This window comes from Methylobacterium sp., assembly GCF_019750675.1.
Taxonomy (GTDB): domain Bacteria; phylum Pseudomonadota; class Alphaproteobacteria; order Rhizobiales; family Beijerinckiaceae; genus Methylobacterium.
The window spans coordinates 30,295-54,991 of sequence record NZ_JAIEOF010000174.1; the positions used below are offsets into that span (position 1 = coordinate 30,295).

Consider the following 24,697-nt stretch of genomic DNA (forward strand, 5'->3'; position numbering starts at 1 on the left):
CCTGGCAATCCGGGATGCACACGCAAGTTTTGAGATTGGCTTAAGCGCTTCCGCCGAAGCCCTAACCGCCGCCAACCCGAGGATCAGCGATGAATCTCACAAATTTCCGTCTTGAGACCGATGCCGACGGGATCGCGCTGGCGACCTGGGACATGCCGGGCCGTTCCATGAACGTCTTCACGGACGCGGTCATGGACGAGCTCGGACAAGTGGTCGACGCCGTGGTGGCGGACGCAGGCATCAAGGGCTGCGTCATCGTCTCCGGCAAGGAAAACTTTTCCGGCGGCGCCGACCTGACGATGCTTCAGGGCCTCGGCCGCGCCTACGAGTCGCTCAAGGCCGAGCGCGGCGAGGAGGAGGCGATGCGCCACTTCTTCGAGGAGTCGCGCAAGCTCACCCTGGTGTTCCGCAAGCTCGAGACCTGCGGCAAGCCCTTCGCGGCGGCCGTGCACGGCATCTGCCTCGGCGGCGCCTTCGAACTCGCGCTGTCCTGCCATTACCGGGTGCTCTCGGACGACCCGAAGACCCGCGTCGGCCTGCCCGAGATCAAGGTCGGCCTGTTCCCGGGCGGCGGCGGCACACAGCGCGTCGCGCGCCTGATGCAGACGGGCGACGCCCTGCAGATGCTGTTCAAGGGCGAGCAGATCCGCCCCATGATGGCCCGGAACATGGGCCTCGTGCACGAGGTCGCGGGCCGGGACGAGATGGTCGCCAAGGCCAAGGCCTGGATCGCGGCCGGCGGCTCGGCCGTGGCACCCTGGGACCAGCCGAAGTTCAAGGCACCGTCCGGCAAGGTCTATTCGCCGGCCGGCATGATGATCTGGCCGCCAGCCAACGCCATCTACCGGCGTGAGACGCACGACAACTACCCCGCCGCCAAGGCGATCCTGGCCTCGGTCTATGAGGGCTTGCAGCTGCCCATGGACCAGGCCCTGCGCGTCGAGAGCCGCTACTTCGCCCATATCCTGCGCACCAAGGAGGCGGCGGCGATGATCCGCACGCTGTTCCTCTCCATGGGCGAACTGAACAAGGGCGCGCGCCGGCCGAAGGACGTGCCGGCCACCAAGGTCAGCCGCGTGGGCGTCGTGGGCGCCGGCTTCATGGGCGCGGGCGTCGCCTATGTCAGCGCCAATGCGGGCATGGAGGTCGTCCTCGTCGACCAGTCCCTGGAGGCCGCCGAGAAGGGCAAGGCCTACGCCCACAAGCTCGTCACCGACCAGATCAACAAGGGCCGGGCCAAGACCGCCGACCGCGACGCCCTGCTCGCCCGCATCACCACGAGCGCCGACTACGCCGATCTCGGCGCCTGCGACCTCGTCATCGAGGCGGTGTTCGAGGATCCGAAAGTGAAGGCCGAGGTCATCGCCAAGGTCGAGGCCGTGATCCGGCCGGAGACGATCTTCGCCTCCAACACCTCCACCCTGCCGATCACGGGCTTGGCCGAGACCTCGGCCCGGCCGGAGCAGTTCGTCGGCATTCACTTCTTCTCGCCGGTGGAGAAGATGATGCTCGTCGAGATCATCAAGGGCGACCGGACCGGCGACGCGGCGCTGGCCACCGCCCTCGACTACGTCCGGGCGATCAAGAAGACCCCGATCGTGGTCAACGACGCGCGCGGCTTCTTCGCCAACCGCTGCGTCGGCGCCTACCTGCTCGAGGGCCACAAGATGCTGAACGAGGGCATCCCGGCGGCGATGATCGAGAATGCCGGCCGCCAGGCGGGCATGCCGGTCGGCCCGCTCTCGCTCACCGACGAGGTCGCGGTCGACCTCGCCCTGAAGATCGTCAAGGCGACCGAGGCGCAACTCGGTGCCGAGAGCATCGACCCGGCCCAGAAGGCGCTGCTCACCACCCTCGTCGAGGGCGAGGGCCGGCTCGGCCGCAAGAACAAGAAGGGCTTCTACGATTACCCCGAGGGTGCGCCCAAGCGCCTGTGGCCCGGCCTCGCCGGCCTCCAGGCGACCAAGGTCGATCCCGACGCGGTGGACTTCACCGAGTTGAAGCAGCGTCTCCTCGTGGTGCAGGCCCTGGAGGCCGCCCGCACCGTCGGCGAGGGCGTGGTCACCGATCCCCGCGAGGCGGATGTCGGCTCGATCCTCGGCTTCGGCTTCGCGCCCTTCACGGGCGGCGCCCTGTCGTACATCGACTTCATGGGCGCGCAGGCCTTCGTGAACCTGGCGCAAGGCCTGGAGGCCAAGCACGGCCCCCGCTTCGCCGTGCCCGATAACCTCCTCGACATGGCCGCGCGCGGGGGGACGTTCTACGGCGACGCGGCCCGCAAGGCGGCCTGACCCGGAGCGTCGATCCGACGGCGAGACCAGGGCCCCTCTCCCCCGCGCGGAGAGAGGGGCCCGATGCGTTTTCGCCGGCCTTCGTCATACGATTTCCGGGTGATGGCTTCGGCCTGCTTGAGCGCGACGCGCTCCCTCTCCTTTCAGGAGAGGGGACCCGCGCCAGAACCCGAACGATTCAGCCGGAAAACGTCTCAGGCCAGGGTCGCGCGGAAAACCTCAGCGCTCCGTCTCGGGCGGTAGCGTCGCGCCCGTGACGCCGTCGTTGCCGCCGCCCGCGCTGAAGAGCTTGCGCAGGATGCCGGGGGCGAGGGCCGAGAGCGGGTTCACGCTGACATCCGGCTTCGAGAGCCGGCCCGAGACCCGGAAGTTCAGGGCGAACAGGCCCTCGTTGCGGCCGCCCCCGAGGAGCTGGCCCAGGATCGGCAACTGCGAGACGACGTTGTTCAGGCCGTAGAGCGGCACGAAGGTGCCGTTGATGTCGGTGCGTTCTTTGGCGGTGTCGAGGAAGCCCGTCATCGTGAAACCCATGGCGGGGTTGGAGATCGCGGCGTCGCTGATGTCGATCCGGGTGCCGGTGCGGGTGAAGATCGCCCGCAGGCGGTCGAACTCGACGTCGTTGCCGGCATTCTGCACCACGTACTTGCGGCCCCGCGCGTCCACCGCCTCGCTGGTGGCCGGCCCCTGCGCCACGATGCTCGACAGGGCGGGCTCGTTGCGCAGGACGAAGTTGCGGATCTGGACGGAGCCCGGTTGCGGGCCGTCGCTGAGCGCGCTCGTCATGATGAGCTTGCCGCCATACATGCGCTTGTAGATGTCGGCGAAGCGCAGGGTCGAGCCGGCATCGAGGGTCTCGATGGTGATGGTCGCGGCGCCGCGCTCGGCGTGCGTGACCTGGGCGCTGAAGGGCGCGCCGGTAAACTTGCCCTGCAGGCGGCCGCTGCGGATGTCGCGACCGCGCAAGGACACCTTGGCGCTGGCATTGGTCAGGGCCTCGCCGTTGAAGCCCGTGAGGATGCCGAGGCTCACGTCCGCGTCGATGTCCTTCGGGTTGCCGTCCCGGCCGCCCTTGCCCTCCGGCCCGGTCAGCCCGCGCAGGAAGGGACGCGCGTCGCCCACCGCGCCCTTCACCGAGACCCGGTAGCCGTTGCCGCTGCGCTCCGCCTGCACGCGCATGTCGTCGCCGGGCGAAAGCTTCAGGGTGGTGAGATCCGCGCGCTCGAAGCCGCCCTCCCCGCTCAGGCTGGCGCTGCCGCGTACCGTGACGGGCGCGGCGTCCAGGCTGAGGTCGCGCAGGTCGAGGCCGCCATTCGCGCTCTCCACCACCGTGAAGCTCGCGCGGCCGGGCTTGCCGGCCGTCTTGGCGAAGCCGGGTAGAAGCCCGTCGCTGGCGGCGCGGACGAGGTCCGCCTCGACGCGGATCGGCGGCTTGCCCCCGCGCCCGAACGGCACGTTGATCCGGACCGGAATGATGCCGGAGAGCTGCGGCGCGACGGGCAGGCCCTTGCGCGCCCGCAGGGCCTCGTCGAGGGCCAGCGATACGTTGAGCTCGCCCGGCGCCCCGGCCTTGGGCTGGCGCAGGTCCACCGTCAGGGGCGAACCCATCACGCGCGCGTCGCCCTTCAGGGTGAACGCGCCCCGGTCGTACGAGACCGCGAAGCGGCCGGCCTCCAGGCGCTCCTTGCCGAAGGCCTTGTCCATGGCGATGTCGGTGAGCGTGCCCGAGATGACGACGGGCAGCTCGGCCAGGTCCGGGATGTGCTTGAGGTTCAGGGGAAAGTCGATGCGCAGGTCGGCGCTGCCCTTCACCGCCGCCGGATCGAGATCGACCCCGGTCAGGCTCTTGAACATCTTCGTCTGCAGCATCGAGACCAGGGCATCGGCCCCGCCGCCGAGGCGCAGGCCGATCTGGGCCACCACCGAATCCGGAGCGATCTTCGGGATCACGAAGGACCCGTCCGCGATCGAGAGGGTGCGGTTGTCCGGCATCCGCAGGTCGGCGGTGACGTTGCGGATCGTGGTGGTCTGCCCGGTGATGGTGCCGGTCACCCGGCCCTTGGTGAGGGGCGGCGCGTCGGGCGCCACCGCCAGGGTGGCGTCCGAGACCGTGAAGTCGATGCGCACGGCGTTGTCGGGCATCGGCTCGCCCCGCGTCGCGGCGGCGAGTTCGGGGCCGCTCATGTCCACCGTGATGTCGACGGTTTCTGCGATGCCGGAGCGCAGGTTGTCCACGAGGTAGTTGCGCGCGGGCGGCGCCACGTGCTCCGGCCAGAGTCGCAGGGCGAGGCGCGCCCCCGTGCGGGCGGCGACGATCCGCAGGGTGAGGCCGTCATCGTCGGCGGCGGTGCCCAGCGTGCCGGTGATCTGCCCGCTGGCGGCACCCGCCTTCACGGTGAAGTCGTCGATGACGACGCCGCCGGCCTTGCCAGTGAGATGGGCCGAGACCGCGTCGAGGGTGACGGGTTGGTCCGCCGCGTTAGCGCCGCGCAGCACCGCGTTCTCGCCCGCGAGCTGCAGCGTCCAGGCGGCGTCCGAGCCGGAGGCGCCGGCGAGCCAGGTGCCTGTCAGATGTACGGCGTTGCCGGCGCCGTGATAGTCGAGGCCGTCGAGCCGCATCGCCCGCTTGCCCTCGTCCCAACTCACCAGGGCCTTCAGGCTGTCGATGGTGACGGGGTTGAAGTCCTTTTCCTCGATGAGGACGTTGCCGCCGCCCGTGCCGATCTCGGCCGTCATGGTCTCGATGCGGCCGGCATCGATGGCGACCTCCGCCTTGGCGGAGAGCTTCAGATCGGTCTCCACCGGCAGCTTCGACTGTCCGGACAGGAGCAGCAGATCGGTGATCGGCAGGTCGTCGAGGGTGATCGTGCCGGTGCGGCGGGTGCCGCCGGCCTCGTGCAGGGTGCCGCCGAAGCGCCACTCGCCGTGGGGTCCGTCGATGCGCAGCTCGAACACCCGGGCGTCCCGGGTGGCATCGCGCCGGAACAGGCCGTTGACGTGCTCGAAGACCGCGCGCTGGCGGGCATCGTCGTCGATCAGGGTCAGGCGCCCGTTGGTGATCCGGGCCCGGTCGAGGGCTCCCACGATGCCGGCGGAATCGAGCACCACCCCGAAGATCGAGGCGACGCTCGCCGAGATCGGCGAGACCTTGCCGAGCGCCGCGTCCACGCTCGGCAGGGTGTGGGGCTGGACGGTTCCGGCCTGCTGGGTGTCGGAGGCCGCGAAGGCGATGCTGCCGTCACGGTGCACCAGGGCGGTCATCTGGAGGTCGCGGAACTCGATGGCGCGGGGCTTCACCACGAGGCGCAGGAGCCCCCAGGTGTCGAGGCTCACCACGGCCTGGGGCGCGCGCACCACGAGGGCGCCCTCCGGGTTGCGGATGTCGAGCCCGGCCACCCGGAGGGCCAGGGATTGCTCGGAGTCGATCTCGACGGCGCTGTCGCTGAGCGCGACGCGCCAGCCCGGGCCGATGCTGCCCGCGATGGCCGCGGCGACCCGCTCCGACATGCCGTCGATGCGCAAGGGCCCGGAGCTGAGGCGCGCGATGAGACCGCCGACGGCGAGGACGAGACCGAGCACGATTGCCGCCGCGATCCAGAGCAGCGGACGCCGCCGCGCGGCCGGCCGCGCGGGTCCCAAACCTGTGGCCGTTTCCTGGTCCATCAATCCTTGTGCCGCTGGATCGGAACGTCCCCTCGGGCTATCGAGCGGCTGTCCTTGAGGGTTTCAGCTTCCGGTACCGTTCGTTCGTCGCGGGCGGTCGGCCTCGCCACGGCGCACCTCCAGAGGCACACTATCAATCGGCCGAAAGGAAGGCATGATGCCCCTCGATACCGGAGATCAGGCTCCCGACTTCACCCTGGCGGGTGCCGGCGGGGAAACCATCAGCCTCGCCGCCCTGAAGGGCCGCAAGGCCGTGCTCTACTTCTACCCCAAGGACGACACGAGCGGTTGTACCCTGGAGGCGCAGGGCTTCAACGCCCTCGGCCCCGACTTCGCGGCGGCTGACGCCTTCGTGATCGGGGTCTCGCCGGATTCCGTGAAGAGCCACGACAAGTTCCGGGCGAAGTACGGTCTCACCTTCCCGCTCGCCTCCGACGAGGGCAAGGCGATGCTCGAGGCCTACGGGGTCTGGGTCGAGAAGAGCATGTACGGGCGCAAGTACATGGGCGTGGAGCGCACCACCCTGCTGCTCGACCGCGAGGGACGCATCGCCCGGATCTGGCCGAAGGTGAAGGTGCCGGGCCACGCCGAGGAGGTCCTGGCCGCCGCGCGCACTTCCCTGAAACGCGGTCGCCGGATGGTTATGGATTGAAGCCCTCCCGGCCGTTCGTTTGGCGGTTCGTTAACCCTGATCCCGGCAAGGTGGCCCGGTGGATCAGGTCACCCGTCCCATGAGAACCTCCCCTCGACCGCCCGGCGCCCGGGCGGTCCGTCCTCCGGTCCCTGCCGCATCCCTGCGCCCGCGCCTCATGGCCGGAGCGCTGGCGCTGGCCACCCTCTGGGCCGGCGGGGCGACCTACTACCTCGTCTTCCACGACGAGGTCCTGGCCCGCTTCGTCTCGCAGCAGAGCGCCCTGCAGTACGGCTACGAGGAGCGCATCGGCGCCCTGCGCCTTCAGCTCGATCGGGCCGCCCTGGAACAGGCCTCGGTCCGCGAGCGCATCGCCCAACGCCTGGCGGAACTCGGCCAGCGCCAGGCCGCCCTGGAAGCCCGGCAGGCGCAGCTCGCCGGCCTCGCGGGCGAGCCGGGCGCCGCTCCGCCGCTCACCTCGCCGGTTGCCTCGCCCGTCGCCGAGGAGGCCGCCATCGACGAGCCGGGGCCGCGCGGCGCGGGCGCAAAGCCCTTCCCGACCCCCGACACCCTGGAACTGCGCACCCGCGACGACGCGAGCCCGGGCCGCCAGTCCACCCGCAGCGTCGAGACCCGCCTGGCCGTGCTGGAGAAGCGTCTCGACGGCCTCGCCCAGGCCCAGACCTACCTCCTCGACGGCATCGGCGTGAGCGCCGGGCGGGGCGCCCAGCGCCTGCGCGGCCTCGTCGCCCGCCTCGGCCTCGATCCGGCCCGCTTCGAGCGCGGCCGGGAGCCCGGCCTTGGCGGTCCCCTCGTCCCCCTGACCGGCGACGCCTTCGGCGCCGCGATGGCCCAGGCCCAGCGCAACCTCGCCGAGACGGCGCGCCTGCGCCGTATCGCGGCCGCCCTGCCGGTCCGCCGGCCGCTTTCCGGCGAGATCACCCTGTCCAGCACTTTCGGCGCCCGCCTCGATCCGTTCACCCGCGGCTACGCCATGCACACGGGCATGGACATGCGGGCGGAGACCGGGGAGCCGGCCCGCGCCACGGCGGCCGGGCGCGTTACCCTGGCGGATTACAGCGGCGGCTACGGCAACATGGTGGAGGTCGATCACGGCCACGGCCTGATGACCCGCTACGCCCACCTCTCGGCCTTCGACGTCACGCCCGGCCAATGGGTCGAGCCCGGCACCATCGTGGGCCGCGTCGGCTCGACCGGCCGTTCGACCGGCAGCCACCTGCACTACGAGACCCGGATCGACGGCGAGCCGGTGGACCCGCAGCGCTTCCTGCGGGTCGCCGACGCGCTTTGATGGATCGGAGCGTCGGTTCCGCGTTCCCCTCTCCCCGCAAGCGGAGCGAGGGGATGTGCACCGCCCGATGCGCCGGTATCGCCGACCCGCCGCCCTACTCGATGTCTTCCACCACGTCCGCCCCGCCATAGACGCGCTGGGCCAGGGAGGCTTCCATGAACGGGTCGAGGGAGCCGTCCAGGACCGCGTCCGGGTCCGTCGATTGCGTGCCCGTGCGCAGGTCCTTGACCAGCTGGTAGGGCTGGAGGACGTAGCTTCGGATCTGGTGCCCCCAGCCGATATCGGTCTTGGCGGCGGCCTCGGCGCTGGCCTTCTCCTCCCGCTTCTTCAGCTCGGCCTCGTACATGCGGGCGCGCAGCATGTTCCAGGCGGTGGCCCGGTTCTTGTGCTGCGAGCGCTCCTGCTGGCACGCCACCACGATCCCGGTGGGGATGTGGGTGATGCGAACGGCCGAATCGGTGGTGTTCACGTGCTGGCCGCCCGCGCCCGACGACCGGTAGGTGTCGATGCGGCAATCGGATTCCTTGATCTCGATCTCGATCCGGTCGTCGATGACGGGATAGACCCAGACGGATGCGAAGCTGGTGTGGCGGCGCGCACTCGAATCGTAGGGCGAAATCCGCACCAGCCGGTGCACGCCCGACTCGGTTTTCAGCCAGCCATAGGCGTTGTGGCCCTTGATCAGGAGCGTGGCGCCCTTGATCCCGGCCTCGTCGCCGTCCGACCACTCGACGATCTCGACCTTGTACTTCCGGCGCTCGGCCCAGCGGCCGTACATGCGCTGGAGCATGTTGGCCCAGTCCTGGCTCTCGGTGCCGCCGGCGCCCGAGTGCACTTCGAGATAGGTGTCGAAGGCGTCGGCCTCGCCGGAGAGCAGGGTCTCGATCTGGCGGCGCGCGGCCTCCTTCTCGACGGCGCGGACGCCGGCCTCGCCTTCCTGAATGCTGGCCTCGTCGCCCTCCATCTCGCCGAGCTCGATCAGCGTGTGGGCGTCCTCGAGGTCCTGGGAGAGCTTCTTGATCGCGTTGACGGCGTCATCGAGCTGGGTGCGCTCGCGCATGACCTTCTGGGCCGCCTCGGCGTCGTTCCAAAGCTCGGGGTTCTCGGAAGCCGCATTCAGCTCCGCGAGGCGTTTCTCGACGGTATCCCAGTCAAAGATGCCTCCTCAGCAGTCCGATCGACTGCTTGGCGGCATCCGAGAGTTGTTCGATCTCGGCGCGCATCTGGTGTTTCGGGCTCGTGTTTTCGGGGTGTGGGACCGGGTGATACCGGGACGCCCCGGTGGTGTAAACGGCCTGAGGCCCCGCGCTCCGGATCGCTGACCCGATGACACACGACCCGCGCGCCCGGCGCCGCCTCCTCGCCCTCACGCTCGGGGTGATCGCCGCGGGCCTGAGCTTGCGCCTCCTGCCCCTCGGCCTGCCTCAGGCCGTGACGAAGTGGGGCGGATCGGTGCTCTGGGGCGCGATGGTCTACGGTCTCGTCGGGCTGGTCCTGCCGCAGCCACGCCGGCGCATCGTCGCGCTGGCGGCGTCGCTCGCACTGGCGGTGGAGGCCTTCCGGCTGGTGCATACGCCCGGCCTCGACGCCTTCCGGCTGACGCTGGCCGGCAAACTCCTGATCGGCCGGGTGTTCTCGCTCCTCAACCTCGTCGCCTACGCGGGCGGCATTCTCGCCGCGCGCCTCGCCGACCGGCGGGGGTAGACGCAGCCTACGGAAGCGCGGGACGCACGAAGTCCGGAGGGCCGATCAGGGCCGGAGCCAGCACGAATTCGCGGCGGCGGTGGCGCTTGTTGAGCGGACCCTCGGTGACGCTGTCGCTGTAATAGTCCGTGCCCGTCAGGCCGAAGCCGCCGCCGTTCATCACGTGCGGGACCGGCACGGCGCGCGGATCGTCCGGCACGGGACGGCCCGAATTCGGGCTCGTCGGCAGCACCACGGGGCCGTTGGCGCCGAGAAACATCGTCTGGGCGCTGGCCGCGCAGGTCAGCCCGAGACCGATCAGGCCGGTGGCGAGGACGGTTCGCAAGGTCATCAGCACGAAGGCACTCCGGCGGGCAGCCTGGATCGGTTGTAGCGCGCCCGGCCGCACTATGGCCGAACGCGGGGGGCTTGTCCGTGGCCGGGGCGCCGCAGGTTTGCGGCATCCACGCCTAATCGCGTCGGCGGCCGGGCGTTATCCCTTTGCGCGCACGACCACCTGGGGCTCGCGCAGCAGGGGCTCGCACGTGGTTTGGAAGGCGTTGAGCACGGTCGGACGGGAATCGCAGGCATAGCCGACGCCCGGGGCCGGTGCGGGCACCGGATCGCGGGCGACGATGGGCTTCGGGGCGCAGGCGCCGGCAGTCCCGGCCAGCGCCAGGGCGGCGGCGAGCGTCAAACCACGCATCATCGAACCACGCATACGATCCTCGGGCCTCAACCGCCGGCCACAGATGCGGCGCGGCCTCGTGCCGACCCTGCGGACCAAGCCGGCCCGTGACAAGCGCGACCGCTCAGGCCACGCCGCTTTGCGGGCGCCTGTCTCCCGGCCGCAACAACGGCCGGGTGGGGTTTCGGCTGGACGATATCGGCGCAGGGATCAGCCGGCCTTGGAGAGCGGCACGACGTTGTGCAGCGTCTTGTCCGCCGAATCGAAGAAGCGCCGGATGTTGCGGGCCGCCTGACGGATGCGCTGCTCGTTCTCCACGAGCGCGATGCGGACGTAGTTGTCGCCGTGCTCGCCGAAGCCGATGCCGGGCGCCACCGCCACGTCCGACTTCTCGAGGAGCAGCTTCGAGAATTCGAGGCTGCCGAGTTCCGCGTATTTCTCCGGGATCGGCACCCAGGCGAACATCGATGCGGAGGGGGTCGGGATCTTCCAGCCGGTCTTGCCGAAGGATTCGATCAGCGCGTCGCGGCGCTTCTTGTAGATCCCGCGCATCTCTACGATGCAGTCCTCCGGCCCGTTCAGGGCGGCGGTAGCGGCGACCTGGATCGGCGTGAAGGCCCCGTAATCGAGGTAGGATTTCACGCGCGTCAGGGCCGCGAGCAGGCGCTCGTTGCCGACCGCGAAGCCCATGCGCCAGCCGGCCATGGAGAACGTCTTCGACAGGGACGAGAATTCCACCGTGCAGTCGATCGCGCCCGGCACCTCCAGCACGGAGGGCGGCGGCTCGCCGTCGAAGTAGACCTCCGCGTAGGCGAGATCCGACAGGATGATGATCTCGTGGCGCTTGGCGAAGGCGACGAGGTCCCGGTAGAAATCGAGGCTCGCCACGTAGGCGGTCGGGTTCGAGGGGTAGCAGACCACGATCGCGACGGGCTTGGGGATCGAGTGCTGCATCGCCCGTTCCACCGCCGGGAAGAAGGCGGGCGTCGGCTCGGCCGGCACGGAGCGGATGACGCCGCCGGCCATGAGGAAGCCGAAGGCATGGATCGGGTAGCTCGGGTTCGGAACCAGCACCACGTCGCCCGGCGCCGTGATCGCCTGGGCCATGTTGGCGAAGCCCTCCTTCGAGCCCAGCGTCGCCACCACCTGGGTGTCGGGATTCAGGCTGACGCCGAAGCGGCGCTTGTAGTAGCCGGCCTGGGCACGGCGCAGGCCCGCGATGCCCTTCGAGGCCGAGTAGCGGTCCGTGCGCGGGCGGCCGGCGGTCTCCACCAGCTTGGCGATGACGTGCTTCGGCGCGTCGAGGTCCGGGTTGCCCATGCCGAGGTCGATGATGTCGGCGCCGTTGGCGCGGGCCTGGGCCTTGATCCGGTTCACCTGCTCGAACACGTAGGGGGGCAGGCGCTTGATGCGATGGAAGTCGGTCATGGCCTTCACAATATCCGGGGGATAGGAATTTCGGTCCGAGAGCACGAGGTTGGGTGCGCGTGGCGTGCCTGATCGCGCGGAACTGTCATCGACCCGAGACGGAGACGTGGTCTAGACCGGATGTCCCTCGGGTGGCATCCGGCCGTCGCCGACGGACCCGCCCCGCGAGACCGTCGATGAATTCGCACGTCGGCCCCATGTCTAGCAGTTTTGTGCCACGGCGCCGAACGATATCTGCGCGGCTCAGGGTTTGGGCAGCTGCCCGGTCTTGCCGGCGGCGCTCTCGGCGGATCGGCCCTTGGCCTCGTTGCGGCCGCGTGCGGCCATCAGCTCGTCCTCCAGGGCCTTGGTGCCCTCGGCGGACTTCGCCCGCACGGGCCGGGCCGGGGCGGAGACCCCCACGGGCATGAAGTCGTCGCCCCCGCGCCGGGACTTGGCCACGAAGTCGGGCGTCTTGGGCGGCGGCCCGGCCTCGCCGGTCCCGTACGCCATGCGCATGGGGTTGAGGTCGCCCGAACAGCCGCCGAGGAGCGCGACGGCGGCCAGGGCAGCGACAAACTGAGGGTTGTGAAGCCGGGACATGGGGGTAGTCGGCCGATTCGAGGACGGGCGCTCTGGCGGAACTGCGCGATGGCGCGTTAATTTGTCGGAAACGAGGCTCCCAGAGCCGTGTGGCAGGCGTCGCGCGGCGAAAGGACTGAGCCGGAACGGGGAGAGATGCACGCGTGACGACCGAACGGACGACGCCGCTGCCCGATATCGAGGCTCTGTCCCGCAACGCGAGCCTGCTGGTCGAGGAATTCCAGCGCGCGGCTTCCCGCTACATGAAGCCCGTCGCGACCTCCGACGCGCTCGTGGTCCAGCCCGTCGAGCCGCCGGAGGAGGTCAAGGACGTGGTCCGCACCCTCGGCAGCGTGGCCGAGACCTGGCTCTCCGACCCGAAGAAGACCGTTGAGGCCCAGACCCGGCTGAGCGAGGCCTTCATCACCCTGTGGGGCTCGACCTGGCAGCGCCTGCAGGGCGAGAACGCCCCGCCCGTGGCCCAGCCCGAGCCGAAGGACAACCGCTTCGCCCACGCGGAATGGTCCACCAACCCGATCTTCGACTTCATCAAGCAGAGCTACCTCATCACCTCCCGCTGGGCCGAGACGATGGTCGACGAGGCCGAGGGCATCGACGAGCACACCCGCCACAAGGCGCAGTTCTACCTGCGCCAGATCTCCGGCGCGCTCTCGCCCTCGAACTTCGTGATGACCAACCCGGAACTCATTCGCCACACCCTGAAGGAGAACGGCGCCAACCTCGTGCGCGGCATGAAGATGCTCGCCGAGGACATCGAAGCCGGCCAGGGCCAGCTGCGCGTGCGCCAGACCGACCCGGGCGCCGGCTTCGAGGTCGGCGTCAACGTGGCGGTGACGCCGGGCCAGGTGGTGTTCCGCAACGACCTGATGGAGCTGATCCAGTACGCGCCGACCACCGAGACGGTGCTCAAGCGCCCGTTCCTCATCGTGCCGCCCTGGATCAACAAGTTCTACATCCTCGACCTGAACCCCGCCAAGAGCCTGATCGCCTGGATGGTCTCCCAGGGCCTGACGGTGTTCTGCATCTCCTGGGTCAATCCGGACGCGCGGCACGCCGACAAGGATTTCGAGAGCTACATGCGCGAGGGCATCGAGACCGCCATCGACGCCATCGGGGTGGCCACCGGCGAGAGCGAGGTCGCGGCGGCGGGCTACTGCGTGGGCGGCACCCTACTGGCCGTGACCCTGGCGATGCAGGCGGCCACCGGCAACAAGCGCATCAAGAGCGCCACTTTCCTGACCACGCAGGTGGACTTCACCCATGCGGGCGACCTGAAGGTGTTCGCCGATGAGGAGCAGATCCGCCTGATCGAGTCGCGGATGCAGAAGCGCGGCTACCTCGAGGGCACCGGCATGGCCACCGCCTTCAACATGCTGCGTCCCAACGACCTGATCTGGTCCTACGTGGTCAACAACTACGTCAAGGGTCAGGCGCCTATGGCCTTCGACCTCCTGTACTGGAACGCCGATTCGACCCGGATGCCGGCGGCCAACCACTCGTTCTACCTGCGCAACTGCTACCTCGACAACACGCTCGCGCAGGGCAAGATGATTCTCGGGAACGTGCGCCTCGACCTGAAGAAGGTGAAGATCCCGATCTTCAACCTGGCCACGAAGGAAGACCACATCGCGCCCGCCCTGTCGGTGTTCGAGGGCTCCTCGAAGTTCGGCGGGCCGGTCGATTACGTGCTCGCGGGCTCCGGCCACATCGCCGGGGTCGTGAACCCGCCCGCCAAGCCGAAATACGGCTTCTGGACCGGCGGCCCGGCGACCGGCCGGTTCGAGGATTGGGTGGCGGCCGCCACCGAGCACAAGGGATCGTGGTGGCCCTACTGGTTCCAGTGGCTGGAGCATCAGGCGCCCGCCCGCGTGCCGGCGCGGGTCCCGGGCGACGGCGGCCTCGCCGCCATCTGCCCCGCCCCCGGCACCTACGTGCGCATGAAGGCGTGAGCGTCGGAGGCTGGACGCTCCGGCTTGAGTCGGACCCGGACCCGGCGATCCGGGCCGAGATCCTGGCGCCCCTCGTGGCCCACAACGAGGCCCAGGTGCCCAACGGCGACTGGGGCCTGCTCGCCGTCACGGTCCGGGACGAGGGCGGCGCCGTCGTCGGCGGCCTCTGGGGCCGCACCGGCTACGGCATGCTGTTCGTCGAACTCCTCGCCCTCGGTCCCGCCCGGGGGCAGGGCCTCGGACGCCGGGTGATGGCGCTGGCCGAGGACGCGGCCCGGCGGCGCGGGCTCGCCGGCATCTGGCTCGATACCTGGACCTTCCAGGCGCCGGCGTTCTACGAGCGCCTGGGTTTCTCGGAATGCGGGCGGATCACGGATTACCCGCCCGGGCACGACCGCATCTTCTACGTGAAGCGTCTGACGGGACAGGGTCCGGGGGCGTGAGACGATCTCCGGCCGGTCGCATGGGCTCCCGCGAGCGTGCGGTTCGGGGCGTCGGGTCGTCCAAGCGTTTGCCCACCCGCCCCTCGGGCGTGATCTTGAGCCGGCAAAAACAGAAAGCGCCCGCATGCCGCCCGCACCGGACCTGACATTGCCGCGCCCGTCCCTCGACCCTTCAAATCCTCCCGAGACCCGCCGCACGCTGATCGGCGTCGGCATCAATCACGCGCTGCACGACGGCTACACCGACCTGATCTACGTGCTGCTGCCGGTCTGGCAGGCGGAGTTCGGCCTCGGCTTCGCGGCGCTCGCCCTGCTGCGTAGCCTCTACAACGGGGCGCTCGCCGCCCTGCAGATGCCGGCGAGCCGCCTCGCGGAACGCCTCGGCGTGCGGACGGTGCTGATCCTCGGCACACTGCTCAGCGCCGCAGGGTACGCCCTGGCCGGCTTCTCGGGCTCGCTCCTCGGCCTCAGCGTCGCGCTCACCCTGGGGGGCACGGGGAGCAGCACCCAGCATCCCCTCGCCTCGACCCTGATCGCCCGGGCCTATGGCCGCAACGCCCGCGGGCCCCTCGGGACCTACAACTTCACGGGCGACCTCGGCAAAGCGAGCGTGCCGCCCCTCGTCGGGCTCCTGCTGACGCTCACGGATTGGCGCACCGCCCTGTGGCTGATCGCGGCGCTCGGCGTCGCGGTCGCCGTGAGCCTGCCGTGGCTCCTGCGCCGCGATCCCGGCGCGCGCTTCGAAGCGGCGGCGCGGACCTCGCCCGCCGCGGCGGCCGGGGATTCGCCCGCGGAACCGGCGCGCGGATTTCCCCTGCTGGTGGCCATCGGCATCCTCGACAACGCCGCGCGCCCGGCCTTCCTGCTCTACCTGCCGTTCCTGCTCCAACAGAAGGGCGCGGCCCTGACGACCGTGGGCTTCGCGCTCTCGGCCGTCTTCGTCGGCGGAGCGCTGGGCAAGGCGGTCTGCGGACGGCTCGGCGAGCGCCTCGGCGTGACGCGCACGGTGGTGCTCACCGAGACCGGCACGGCGCTCGCGATTCTCGCCGTGATCCTGCTGCCGCTCGCCCCCGTCCTCGCCGTGCTGCCGGTGCTCGGCGTGATGCTGAACGGGACCTCGTCCGTCCTCTACGGCACGGTGCCGGAACTCGCGCCCGGTGGGCAGGTCCAGCGGGCCTTCGCGGTCTTCTACACCTGGACGCTGGGCGGTAGCGCGCTCGCGGCCCCGCTGCTCTACGGCCCCCTCGGGGATGCGGTGGGACCACGCGGCGCGATGCTGGCGGCGGCGGCAACCGCGCTCGCCGCCGTGCCCGTCATGCTCGTCCTGTCGACTCGCCTCGGGCCGGCCGCGCCGCGACCCTGAGGGCGTGGAGGGCCCTGAGCATACTCAGAACTTGCGCACGATCGGCGCCGGGGCGGCGACCGCCGGCTCGCCGAAGACGTAGCGGAAGCCCACCGAGACGATGTCGGCGCTGCTGTCGGCGACGCCCGCGAAGGCGATGTTCTGCACGTTGTAGTCCCGCCCGACGCCCGACAGGATGCGGCCCTTCTCGACGAAGAAGTGCGAGTAGGCGGCGGTCAGAGTCAGCTTCTCGCTCCAGCGGTAGCTCGCGCCGATCGAAACGTTGACGCGGTTGTTGTCGGGCAGGCGCACCGAGCGGTTCTCGAAGTCGATGGGCGAGACCTCGTAGGCGACACCGCCCCGGACAGTGAGGGCCGGCGACCAGTCGTACTCGGCACCGACCGCGTAGGTGAAACCGTCCTTGTAGTTCAGGGGCAGCGCGGTCCCGGCGCGGCCGAGGACCAGCGGGACGACAGCGACGTTCTTCAAGCGGCTCCAGTTGTCCCACTCGAACCCGAAATTGACGCGGGTGACGGGGTTGATCGCCTGGGTCACACCCACCGTGACCTTCTCGGGCGTGTTCAGGTTGGCCGCCACCGGACCGCCGAGGGCGGCGGCGGGGCCGGGCAGCCGGAGCGAACCCTCGATATCGTGATGGACCGTGGAGCGGTAGCCGACGCCGAAGGCGGTTCCGGCGAAAGGCGTGATTAGCACGCCGGCCGTGAAGCCGACGCCCCAGGAATCGCCCGTCAGGCGCGCGCTCGCGAGGTTCGCCGGGTCGAAGGGCACCCCGGTGATCTGCGCCTGCTTCAGGGTGAGCTTGAAATATTCGATGTTGGGACCGGCGGCGATGGAGAGCCACTCGTTCACCTTGAAGCCGATCACCGGATTGAAGGCGAGGGTGAAGATCCGGTTCGAGCGGCCGTAGAGCTCGCCCGCCCAGGTGTCGCGCGGCTTCGTCACGAGGCCGAAGGGCGCGCCGGTCTGGATGCCGACCCAGAGCCGGTCGTTCAGCTGGTAGGAGGTGGCGCCCGCCGGCACGATCGCGCCCTGCCCGATGTCGCCGCTGTCGCCGAGGCGCGCGAAGGCCGGGTTGGTGCCCGCCTCCGGGGTGATCTTGCCGGACAGGTTGATCAGGCTGAGGTTCTGCTCGGTGACCCAACCCGGCCGCATGGTCACGGTGGCGGGGTTCCAGAACATCGACGAGACGCCGCCGGAGCCGGAGGCCGTGCCCGCGAAGGCCATGCCCTGTGCCTCGGTGCTCTGCTCGCGGATGCCGAAGGCACCGGCCGAGGCCTGCGTGACGCCGGCGGCGAGGAGAGCGACGGAAACGCCCGAAAGCGCCCAGTTGCGGTAAGAACGGCTCCGAATCGTGCCCGTCATGTCGCGAGACCCACCCCTATCCATGGTGCTTGGCTTGGTCCCGCCCTGTCGGACCGGGTGCTGCACCTTGGACACGACAATGACGCGGCTTTCGCGACTTCGCAATGCCTGAACGTATAAGTAAAAGCCAAGATAAATTATTGCACTGTACTGTAATTTGCGCAATATTGCATGCGGCACCTCGCTATCCGTTGGACACAGGCAGAATGGTTCACATCTAAACTTTTGCCGGCGTGAATAAGTGTCAAAGGAGAAAAATGCGCCGGTGCCGCATCGCGGGGCGGCGGTGTGACCTTTTGGTGACGAATCCGGCATCCCAGCCGGGCCCGGCAGCGGCCCTGCCGGCGATTTGCCCACCGGACCCTCTCCCGCGCCCCTTGCCCTTGGGTCTCGTCCGATCGATGTCTGCCGAAAGAATCCTGCGCGGAGGAACGAGCGATGAAATTGATCCGTCACGGCGAGAGCGGCGACGAGAAGCCCGGCCTCGTCGACGCGCGCGGCGGCTTGCGCGACCTCTCGGACCATGTCCGCGACATCGCCGGATCCGTGCTGTCGCGCGAAACCCTGGAGCGCCTGCGCCGGATCGACCCGGAGAGCCTGCCGCTCCTGCCGCCGGCGACCCGCCTCGGCCCCTGCGTCGGCGGCACCCGCAACGTCGTCGCCATCGGCTTGAACTTCACCGATCACGCCGCCGAGATCGGCGCCGACATCCCGCCCGAGCCGATCCTGTTCAACAAGGCGCCCTCGTGCCTCGCGGGCGCCAACGACCGGGTGATCCTGCCCAAGGGCTCGGCCAAGACCGACTGGGAGGTGGAACTCGCCCTCGTGATCGGTGCGCGCGCCTCCTACGTGCACGCCAACGAGGCCCTGTCCTACGTGGCGGGCGCCTGCATCTGCAACGACGTCTCCGAGCGCGAATTCCAGATGGAGCGCGGCGGCACCTGGGCGAAGGGCAAGGGCTGCCCGACCTTCGGCCCGCTGGGCCCCTGGCTCGTTACCCTCGACGAAATTCCGGACCTCAAGAATCTGGCCATGTGGCTGGACGTGAACGGCACCCGCATGCAGACGGGCTCCACCGCCACGATGATCTTCGATCCGGCGCAGCTCGTGGCCTACGTCTCGCACTTCATGATGCTGGAGCCCGGCGACGTCATCACCACCGGCACGCCCCCCGGCGTCGGCATGGCCCGCAAGCCGCCCCGCTTCCTGCGCAACGGCGACGTGATGACCCTCGGGATCGCGGGGCTCGGCGCGCAGCGCCAGGAAATCGTCGCTTTCGACGACTGGACCGCGAAGGTCGCGGCGGGCGAGCCGACGCATTGAGGGCGCACGCCCGGCTTGATTTTTAGGCCGGGATTCGCCTCATGGGGCCATGACCGAGACCCTGGCCCCCCGCGCATCCACCCCGGCCGCCGAGACCGCCGCGATCCGCCACGACTGGAGCGTGGCCGAGATCCAAGCGATCCACGACCTGCCGCTGCTCGACCTCGTCTATCGGGCGGCGGCGGTCCACCGCGCCCACAACGACCCGGCCGACATTCAGCGCGCCGCCCTCCTCTCGATCAAGACCGGCGGCTGCCCGGAGGATTGCGCGTACTGCCCGCAATCGGCCCATCACAAGGGCACCGGCATGGCCCGCGAGCGGCTGATGCCGGTCGACGCGGTGCTGCGCGAGGCCGCCGCCGCCAAGGCCAACGGGGCGCACCGCTTCTGCATGGGCGCGGCCTGGCGCCAGCCCAAGGACGGGCCGGAATTCGACGCGGTGCTCGCCATGGTGCGGGGCGTGCGCGGCCTCGGCATGGAGGCCTGCGTGACGCTGGGCATGCTCACCCCCGCGCAGGCCGGACGCCTCGCGGAGGCCGGGCTCACCTCCTACAATCACAACCTCGACACCGGCCCGGACTTCTACGGCGACATCATTTCCACGCGGACCTACGAGGACCGCCTGACCACCCTGGAGAACGTGCGCGCGGCGGGCATCGGCGTCTGCTGCGGCGGCATCGTCGGCATGGGCGAGGGCGTGAAGGACCGGGCCGGCATGCTTCAGGTGCTGGCCAACCATGCGCCCCACCCCGAGAGCGTGCCGATCAACGCCCTCGTGGCTGTGGAGGGCACGCCCTTGGAGGACCGCCCGGCGGTCGACCCCCTCGACCTCGTGCGCATGTGCGCCACGGCGCGCATCGTGATGCCGCGCGCGCGGGTACGCCTCAGCGCAGGCCGCAAGGGCCTGACCCGCGAGGCCCAGATCCTCTGCTTCCTGGCCGGCGCTAATTCGATCTTCTACGGTGAGCGCCTGCTCACGACCGCCAACAACGAGACCGATTCAGATGCCGAACTTCTGCACGACCTCGGCATCGCGGTGCCAGGCCTGACCCTGGCGGCGGCGGAGTAAGGCACGGCCCCCGGCAGCGCTTCCGGTCCGGCGGGAACCCGCCCGCTCAACCCACCGGGTCGGGGATCACGATCCGGAAGCGGGTGCCGACCGGGGTCTCGTCGAGGGACAGGGTTCCGCCGTTGAGTTGGATCAGCTCCGACGCGATGGCGAGGCCGAGCCCGGTGCCACCCGAGCGCGACGCGCCCTTGAAGGGGCTGAACAGGTGCTCGCGCGCCCGCGCCGGCAGGCCCGGGCCGTTGTCGCTGATCAGGACCATGGTGCCGGCACCGGTCCCGGTGCGCCGCGCCTCGATGGTGATCGTCGGATCGGTGCGCGTCATCGCCTCGTAGCCGGGGCCCGGCGGCGCCAGGGCCTGGACGGCGTTGCGAACGATGTTGGCGAGCGCCCGTGAGAACTGGTCCGGATCGACGCAGATTCGCAGGCCGTTCGGGCAGATCTCCCGGATCACGATGTCCGAATCGCGCTCGCGGCCCGACAGGTCCGCCTGCTCGGCGATGATGGGAGCGAGCGGCACGAGGCGCCGGTTCGGATTGCGCTCCGTGGCGCGGCCATAGGCCAGGGTCTCCTCGCAGAACCGAATCGCCCGGTCGAGGGTCGCCACGAGGCGCGGGGCGACGCGCTGGACGAGCGGGTCGGCGACCCCGTCGAGGCGGTCGCTGAGGAGCTGCGCCGTGGTCAGGAGGTTGCGCAGCTCGTCGTTGATCTTGCTCACCGAGAGCCCGAGGTCGGCGAGATGCCGCTTCTCGCGCAGTTCGCGGGCGAGGGCCGCCTCCATCTGCGCCAGCGCCACCTCGGCGTGGCCGATCTCGTCGGTGCGCCGCGAGGGCACGATGACGCCGTCCGACGCCTCCGGGTCCTGCGCGAATTCGGTGATGTTGTGCACGAGCCGGCGTACCGGTCGGACGATGGCCCGCTGCAGGACGAGGAAGATCAGGCCGGCCACCGCCGCCGCGATGGCGAGGGACGACAGGGCGAGCCGGATCGCGAAGGCCGTCACGGCGTCGCGCACCGGCAGGCAATCGATGAGGATTTCGACAAGGTCGAAACCGTCGCGGCCATGCCCGATCACGCGAATCGGCCGGGTGCCGTCCGCCATCAGCGTGCGGGCCACGCCGCGAATCGACTCGATCAGGTCCTCCTCGCGCAGGTCGATGTGGTCGGAGACCGCGTCCGGCACCGATTCGTCGGAGAGCAGCCGCCGGGTGCCGTTGCCCTGCACCACGATGGCCCGCGCGCCCACGCCCGCCAGGAGGCGCTGGGCGAGGCTCTCCGAGACGCGCTGGTCGGGGGCCGCGTCGAGCACGAGGGCGGCCACCTGCGCAGCCGCGATCCGATCGGAGAGCCACATGCGCCGGTAATTGGCGACCGTGGGCACGTAGACCAGCACCTCGATGACGGCGACGAAGGCCACGGTGAGCAGGAAGAGGCGCCCGGACAAGCCGAGGTGCCGGCCGAGGCCGCGCGCCGCCGCCACGTCGGGCGCGGCGACGTCCTGATCGAACACAACGCGTGAATTCACACCCATTTTGGTTCTTCGGGTTCCCGGTCCCCTCGGCGCGGCGGGTGTCGGCTTGAGGTCCGGCTGACGGTGACCCGACGGCGTTTCCAGAGCGTAATCTCGATGCGCGATTGCACCTCATAACGCTCATGAAGCCGTTAGGCTGCCCCGCGTCTCGAAGATTTTGATCAGACTTATGGCTAAATTCGATCAGAAAATTACGGTTCGTCGATGCTGGCGGCCTCGGCCCGCGACCGCCGCTGGAAGCGCCTGCGGAGGAATACCGAGAGCAGCGCGAAGGCCGCCAGGGCGCCGAGGCCCGCGACCATCTTGGGGGTGACCAGGGTCCGCAGGGTCAGGGCGTTCTCGCAGTCGAGACCGTCGGCGGCGAGGCACGCGGCCTTGGCGCTCTCGTGGGCGAGGACCACATCCTCGATCGCCGCCCCGGTGGAGGCGTAGATGAAGACGCCGGGCAGCAGCCCCACCAGGGTCGCGAGCACGAAGGTACTGCGCTTCACCCCGAAGGCGGCCGGCGCGAGGTTCGTCATCCAGAACGGGAAGATCGGCAGCAGCCGCAGGAAGGCGATGTAGCCGAAGGCATCCGCGCGAAACCCGGCGGCGAGCCCGGCGAGCCGGGGTCCGGCCCGGCGCAGCAGCAGATCGGCCGCCGCCCCGCGCCCGATGGTGAAGACGATGGCGGCCCCCGTCGTCGCCGAGGCCAGCGCAATGAGGGCACCCGGAACGATGCCAAACAGGAAGCCGCACAGCATCGTCAGGAACAGCGAGGCCGGCACCGAGACGACCACCGCCGAGACGTAGACGAGGTAGGCCACCACCATGGCGCGGAAGCGGTCCTCCGCGACCCAGGCGATCAGCCAGGCCCGCGACGCCAGGAGCCGGTCGAGGCTGAGGAGGTGCGAGGCGCCCGAGACCAATACGGCGAGGGAGGCCCCGACCAGGAGCAGGAGTGGGAGCCAGCGCAGGACCCGCCGCATCCGCGTGGGCCGCGCCGCCGGTGACTCCGGGGTCGACTCGGCCGAGGGGGGCGGCCGCGTGCTCACCCGGGCTTGCGCATCCGCAGGATCTTGAAGAACCCGCCGGGGAAAGTCGGCGCGACGCCGATGAACTCGACCCCGTGCGACCGGGCCCAGGCCTCGATGCGGGTCGACTTGAAGTCCGAGGACCAGCCGATCTTGGTGCAGAGCGGGGCGACGATCTCCTCGACCTTGGCCACCGGACCGGTGCTCTGTCCGAAATGGTTGGCGAGCACGATCTCGCCGCCGGGCCGGACCACGCGCAGGAACTCGGAGAGCGCGGCTTCCGGATCCGGCACCAGGGTGATGAGGAACTGGGCCACCACCGCGTCGAAGCTGGCATCGGCGTAGCCGAGCCGGCAGACGTCCATGACCTGGAGGCCGCGCACGTGGCGCAGGCCCCGCCGCAGCACCTTGGCGCGGGCGCGCTTGAGCATGTCCTCGGAGAGGTCGACGCCGCAGACGAAGCTCGTGGGCGGATAGTAGCCGAGCGACAGCCCCGTGCCGACGCCGGCCTCGAGGATGCGGGGCCCGCAGGCGACGGCGGCCTCGACCGCGTCGCGGGCGGCCGGCTCGGTGAGCTTATCGTAGACGACGTCGTAGACCGGCGCCCAGCGCGCATAGGCCTTGCGCATCAGGGCGGTGCTCGGACCGGCCTCCCGCGGCTCGCTCAGCATGACGATCTCGAAGTCCTGTGTGGGGAGAGGGTGGATGGGCCTTGTTCGGTCCGGCGGCTTGCGCGGTCAGGCGACTTGTTCGGTCAGGCGGCTTGCGCGGCGCCGCGGGCCAACGCGTCGACCCGCCGAATGGTGCCGCCGCCGAGCACGCGGGCGCGGGGGCCGTCATCGGCGTAGATCACGCAGGCCTGCCCGGGCGAGACGCCGTCCTCGGGGGTCGCGAGCTCGATCTCGGCCCCGTCGCCCTGGGGGTCGCGGAAGAGGAGTGCCGGCCGTGGATCGCGGGTCGAGCGCACGCGCACCGCCACGGGGCGCGCGGCGGCCTCGCCCGGTCCGCCGAGCCAGTTCATGTCCCCGAGGCGGATCCGGCTCGTGGCCAGGGCCGTGCGCGGGCCGACCACCACGCGGGCGGTGTCCGGCTCCAGGCGGATCACGTAGAGGGGCTCGCCCACGGCGAGGCGCAGGCCCCGGCGCTGGCCGACCGTGTAGTGGATGATCCCCTCGTGCCGCCCCAGCACCTGTCCGCCGAGGTCGACGATGTCGCCGGCACGGGCCGCGTCGGGGCGCAGGCGCGCGATCACGTCGGCGTAGCGGCCCTGCGGCACGAAGCAGATGTCCTGGCTGTCGGCCTTCTCGGCCACCGCGAGGCCGAGTTCCCGGGCGAGCCGCCGCGTCTCGTCCTTGGGCAACTCGCCCAAGGGAAAGCGGAGGAAGTCGAGTTGCTCGGCCGTGGTGGCGTAGAGGAAGTAGCTCTGGTCGCGGGCCGGATCGAGGGCCCGGTAGAGTCCGCGCCCGCCGGCCGCCTCCGGGCGGCTCGCCACGTAATGGCCCGTGGCGAGGCAATCCGCCTCGAGGTCGCGGGCGGTGCGCAGCAGGTCGCGGAACTTGATGGAGCGGTTGCACTCCACGCAGGGGATCGGGGTCTCGCCGGCCAGATAGCTCTCGGCGAAGCGGTCGATCACGGATTCGCGAAAGCGGTCCTCGTAGTCGAGGACGTAGTGCGGGATGTCGAGGGCCTCGGCCACCCGACGGGCGTCGTGGATGTCCTGCCCGGCGCAGCAGGCGCCCTTGCGGTGCGTGGCGGCGCCGTGGTCGTAGAGCTGGAGCGTGATGCCGACGACGTCGTAGCCCTGGCGCTTCAGGAGCCCGGCAACGACGGAGGAATCGACGCCGCCCGACATGGCGACGACAACGCGCGTCTCGTGCGGAGCCTTGGGAAGATCAAGGGAGTTCATTGCGCCAGGGTTTGCCGGAGAGGGCCGGTCCGACCCTTCGCGTGAGTCTATAGCGATCCTCGCCCCCGGTTTCCAGGGCAGGCGTATCGGCACCCTGCCCGGGCTCCGGGTGCGACCGCGACGCGGGACATGGGGTCAAAGCTGCCGGGTCGGGGCAGGAATTGCCGAGCCGCGCGATCCCGGCCGATACCCGATCACGAACAATCCCTGCAGAATCAGTGCCTTGTCGCGCCCCACGTCTGGCCCGCCGCTTGCGCTCCCTCGCCCAGGGAGAAACGCGGCGCATGGCCTTTCCGGCGATTGATATGGATTCCTCGACCCCGCGCCGCGCCTCGGCGATGCCCGCCCGATCCCGGGAGCCGGGCGCCCGCGCCTTCCGGATCGACCCGCCGGCCCCGGAGGCCGCGCCGCCGGTGCGCGAAGCGTCCAGGGCAACGGAGCCCAAGGCGCCCGCGCACGAACCGGA

General features: G+C 70.3%; 20 protein-coding genes. 9 read left to right on the forward strand and 11 right to left on the reverse strand.

What is annotated here, in order from left to right; genetic code table 11:
• Positions 1-89: 89 nt before the first annotated feature.
• The gene (locus K2X24_RS09415) at positions 90-2,291 is read left to right on the forward strand and encodes a 3-hydroxyacyl-CoA dehydrogenase NAD-binding domain-containing protein (protein WP_292497098.1); all 2,202 of its coding nucleotides are present in this window, start codon (positions 90-92) and stop codon (positions 2,289-2,291) included.
• A 219-nt stretch (positions 2,292-2,510) separates the two neighbouring features.
• Here the strand turns inward: K2X24_RS09415 and K2X24_RS09420 are convergent, their stop codons facing one another.
• The gene (locus K2X24_RS09420; protein ID WP_292497101.1) at positions 2,511-5,951 is read right to left on the reverse strand and encodes a DUF3971 domain-containing protein; all 3,441 of its coding nucleotides are present in this window, start codon (positions 5,949-5,951) and stop codon (positions 2,511-2,513) included.
• Between the two features lie 157 nt (positions 5,952-6,108).
• On the opposite strand from K2X24_RS09420, the gene K2X24_RS09425 reads away from it, so the two are divergent.
• Positions 6,109-6,603: a peroxiredoxin gene (locus K2X24_RS09425; protein WP_292497182.1), complete on the forward strand. Its 495-nt coding sequence runs from the start codon at positions 6,109-6,111 to the stop codon at positions 6,601-6,603.
• A gap of 157 nt (positions 6,604-6,760) precedes the next feature.
• Positions 6,761-7,894 carry a M23 family metallopeptidase gene (locus K2X24_RS09430; RefSeq protein ID WP_292497102.1) on the forward strand — a complete coding sequence of 378 codons (1,134 nt, stop codon included), beginning with the start codon at positions 6,761-6,763 and terminating at the stop codon, positions 7,892-7,894.
• A gap of 94 nt (positions 7,895-7,988) precedes the next feature.
• On the opposite strand, the gene prfB is transcribed toward K2X24_RS09430, so the two are convergent.
• Positions 7,989-9,117 (reverse strand): peptide chain release factor 2 gene (gene prfB, locus K2X24_RS09435; protein ID WP_292497105.1). Its coding sequence is split into 2 segments (ribosomal slippage): positions 7,989-9,047 and positions 9,049-9,117, totalling 1,128 coding nucleotides; the frame shifts between segments, so codons are not numbered across the junction.
• A gap of 103 nt (positions 9,118-9,220) precedes the next feature.
• On the opposite strand from prfB, the gene K2X24_RS09440 reads away from it, so the two are divergent.
• Positions 9,221-9,598 (forward strand): DUF2809 domain-containing protein, encoded by a 378-nt coding sequence (locus K2X24_RS09440; protein WP_292497108.1) that lies wholly within the window; start codon positions 9,221-9,223, stop codon positions 9,596-9,598.
• Positions 9,599-9,605: 7 nt separating this feature from the next.
• Here the strand turns inward: K2X24_RS09440 and K2X24_RS09445 are convergent, their stop codons facing one another.
• The 4 genes from K2X24_RS09445 to K2X24_RS09460 form a co-directional block, all read right to left on the reverse strand.
• Positions 9,606-9,929, reverse strand: a complete 324-nt coding sequence (locus K2X24_RS09445) for a hypothetical protein (RefSeq protein ID WP_292497184.1) — start codon at positions 9,927-9,929, stop codon at positions 9,606-9,608.
• 141 nt (positions 9,930-10,070) lie between these two features.
• Positions 10,071-10,283, reverse strand: a complete 213-nt coding sequence (locus tag K2X24_RS09450) for a hypothetical protein (RefSeq protein ID WP_292497185.1) — start codon at positions 10,281-10,283, stop codon at positions 10,071-10,073.
• Between the two features lie 192 nt (positions 10,284-10,475).
• Positions 10,476-11,693 (reverse strand): LL-diaminopimelate aminotransferase, encoded by a 1,218-nt coding sequence (locus K2X24_RS09455; protein WP_292497111.1) that lies wholly within the window; start codon positions 11,691-11,693, stop codon positions 10,476-10,478.
• A 243-nt stretch (positions 11,694-11,936) separates the two neighbouring features.
• Positions 11,937-12,275 carry a hypothetical protein gene (locus K2X24_RS09460; protein WP_292497113.1) on the reverse strand — a complete coding sequence of 113 codons (339 nt, stop codon included), beginning with the start codon at positions 12,273-12,275 and terminating at the stop codon, positions 11,937-11,939.
• A 143-nt stretch (positions 12,276-12,418) separates the two neighbouring features.
• Here K2X24_RS09460 and phaC point away from each other — a divergent pair, with 143 nt between their 5' ends.
• The 3 genes from phaC (at position 12,419) to K2X24_RS09475 (ending at position 16,030) form a co-directional block, all read left to right on the forward strand.
• Positions 12,419-14,224 carry a class I poly(R)-hydroxyalkanoic acid synthase gene (gene phaC, locus K2X24_RS09465; RefSeq protein WP_292497115.1) on the forward strand — a complete coding sequence of 602 codons (1,806 nt, stop codon included), beginning with the start codon at positions 12,419-12,421 and terminating at the stop codon, positions 14,222-14,224.
• Entirely contained in the window at positions 14,221-14,667 is a 447-nt protein-coding gene (locus K2X24_RS09470) for an N-acetyltransferase (RefSeq protein ID WP_292497116.1), read from the forward strand. Before phaC ends, K2X24_RS09470 begins: the two co-directional genes overlap by 4 nt.
• Before the next feature lie 124 nt (positions 14,668-14,791).
• Complete coding sequence (locus K2X24_RS09475; protein ID WP_292497119.1) at positions 14,792-16,030, forward strand: MFS transporter; 1,239 nt, start codon at positions 14,792-14,794, stop codon at positions 16,028-16,030.
• A 24-nt stretch (positions 16,031-16,054) separates the two neighbouring features.
• On the opposite strand, the gene K2X24_RS09480 is transcribed toward K2X24_RS09475, so the two are convergent.
• Positions 16,055-17,392 (reverse strand): porin, encoded by a 1,338-nt coding sequence (locus K2X24_RS09480; RefSeq protein ID WP_292497121.1) that lies wholly within the window; start codon positions 17,390-17,392, stop codon positions 16,055-16,057.
• 438 nt (positions 17,393-17,830) lie between these two features.
• Between K2X24_RS09480 and K2X24_RS09485 the strand changes: the two genes are divergently transcribed.
• Together K2X24_RS09485 and bioB are read left to right on the forward strand one after the other, a co-directional pair.
• Positions 17,831-18,715: a fumarylacetoacetate hydrolase family protein gene (locus K2X24_RS09485; RefSeq protein ID WP_292497124.1), complete on the forward strand. Its 885-nt coding sequence runs from the start codon at positions 17,831-17,833 to the stop codon at positions 18,713-18,715.
• A 49-nt stretch (positions 18,716-18,764) separates the two neighbouring features.
• On the forward strand, positions 18,765-19,784 hold the full coding sequence (gene bioB / locus K2X24_RS09490; RefSeq protein WP_292497126.1) for a biotin synthase BioB: 1,020 nt from the start codon (positions 18,765-18,767) through the stop codon (positions 19,782-19,784).
• Positions 19,785-19,830: 46 nt separating this feature from the next.
• On the opposite strand, the gene K2X24_RS09495 is transcribed toward bioB, so the two are convergent.
• From K2X24_RS09495 to mnmA, 4 genes are all read right to left on the reverse strand, one after another.
• A complete protein-coding gene (locus tag K2X24_RS09495) occupies positions 19,831-21,312 on the reverse strand; it encodes a HAMP domain-containing sensor histidine kinase (RefSeq protein ID WP_292497127.1) in 1,482 nt (493 codons plus the stop codon).
• A gap of 191 nt (positions 21,313-21,503) precedes the next feature.
• Positions 21,504-22,280 (reverse strand): VTT domain-containing protein, encoded by a 777-nt coding sequence (locus K2X24_RS09500; protein ID WP_292497130.1) that lies wholly within the window; start codon positions 22,278-22,280, stop codon positions 21,504-21,506.
• Between the two features lie 62 nt (positions 22,281-22,342).
• Complete coding sequence (locus tag K2X24_RS09505; protein ID WP_238279777.1) at positions 22,343-22,996, reverse strand: class I SAM-dependent methyltransferase; 654 nt, start codon at positions 22,994-22,996, stop codon at positions 22,343-22,345.
• Between the two features lie 83 nt (positions 22,997-23,079).
• Positions 23,080-24,231 (reverse strand): tRNA 2-thiouridine(34) synthase MnmA, encoded by a 1,152-nt coding sequence (gene mnmA / locus K2X24_RS09510; protein ID WP_292497132.1) that lies wholly within the window; start codon positions 24,229-24,231, stop codon positions 23,080-23,082.
• Positions 24,232-24,697 lie beyond the last annotated feature (466 nt).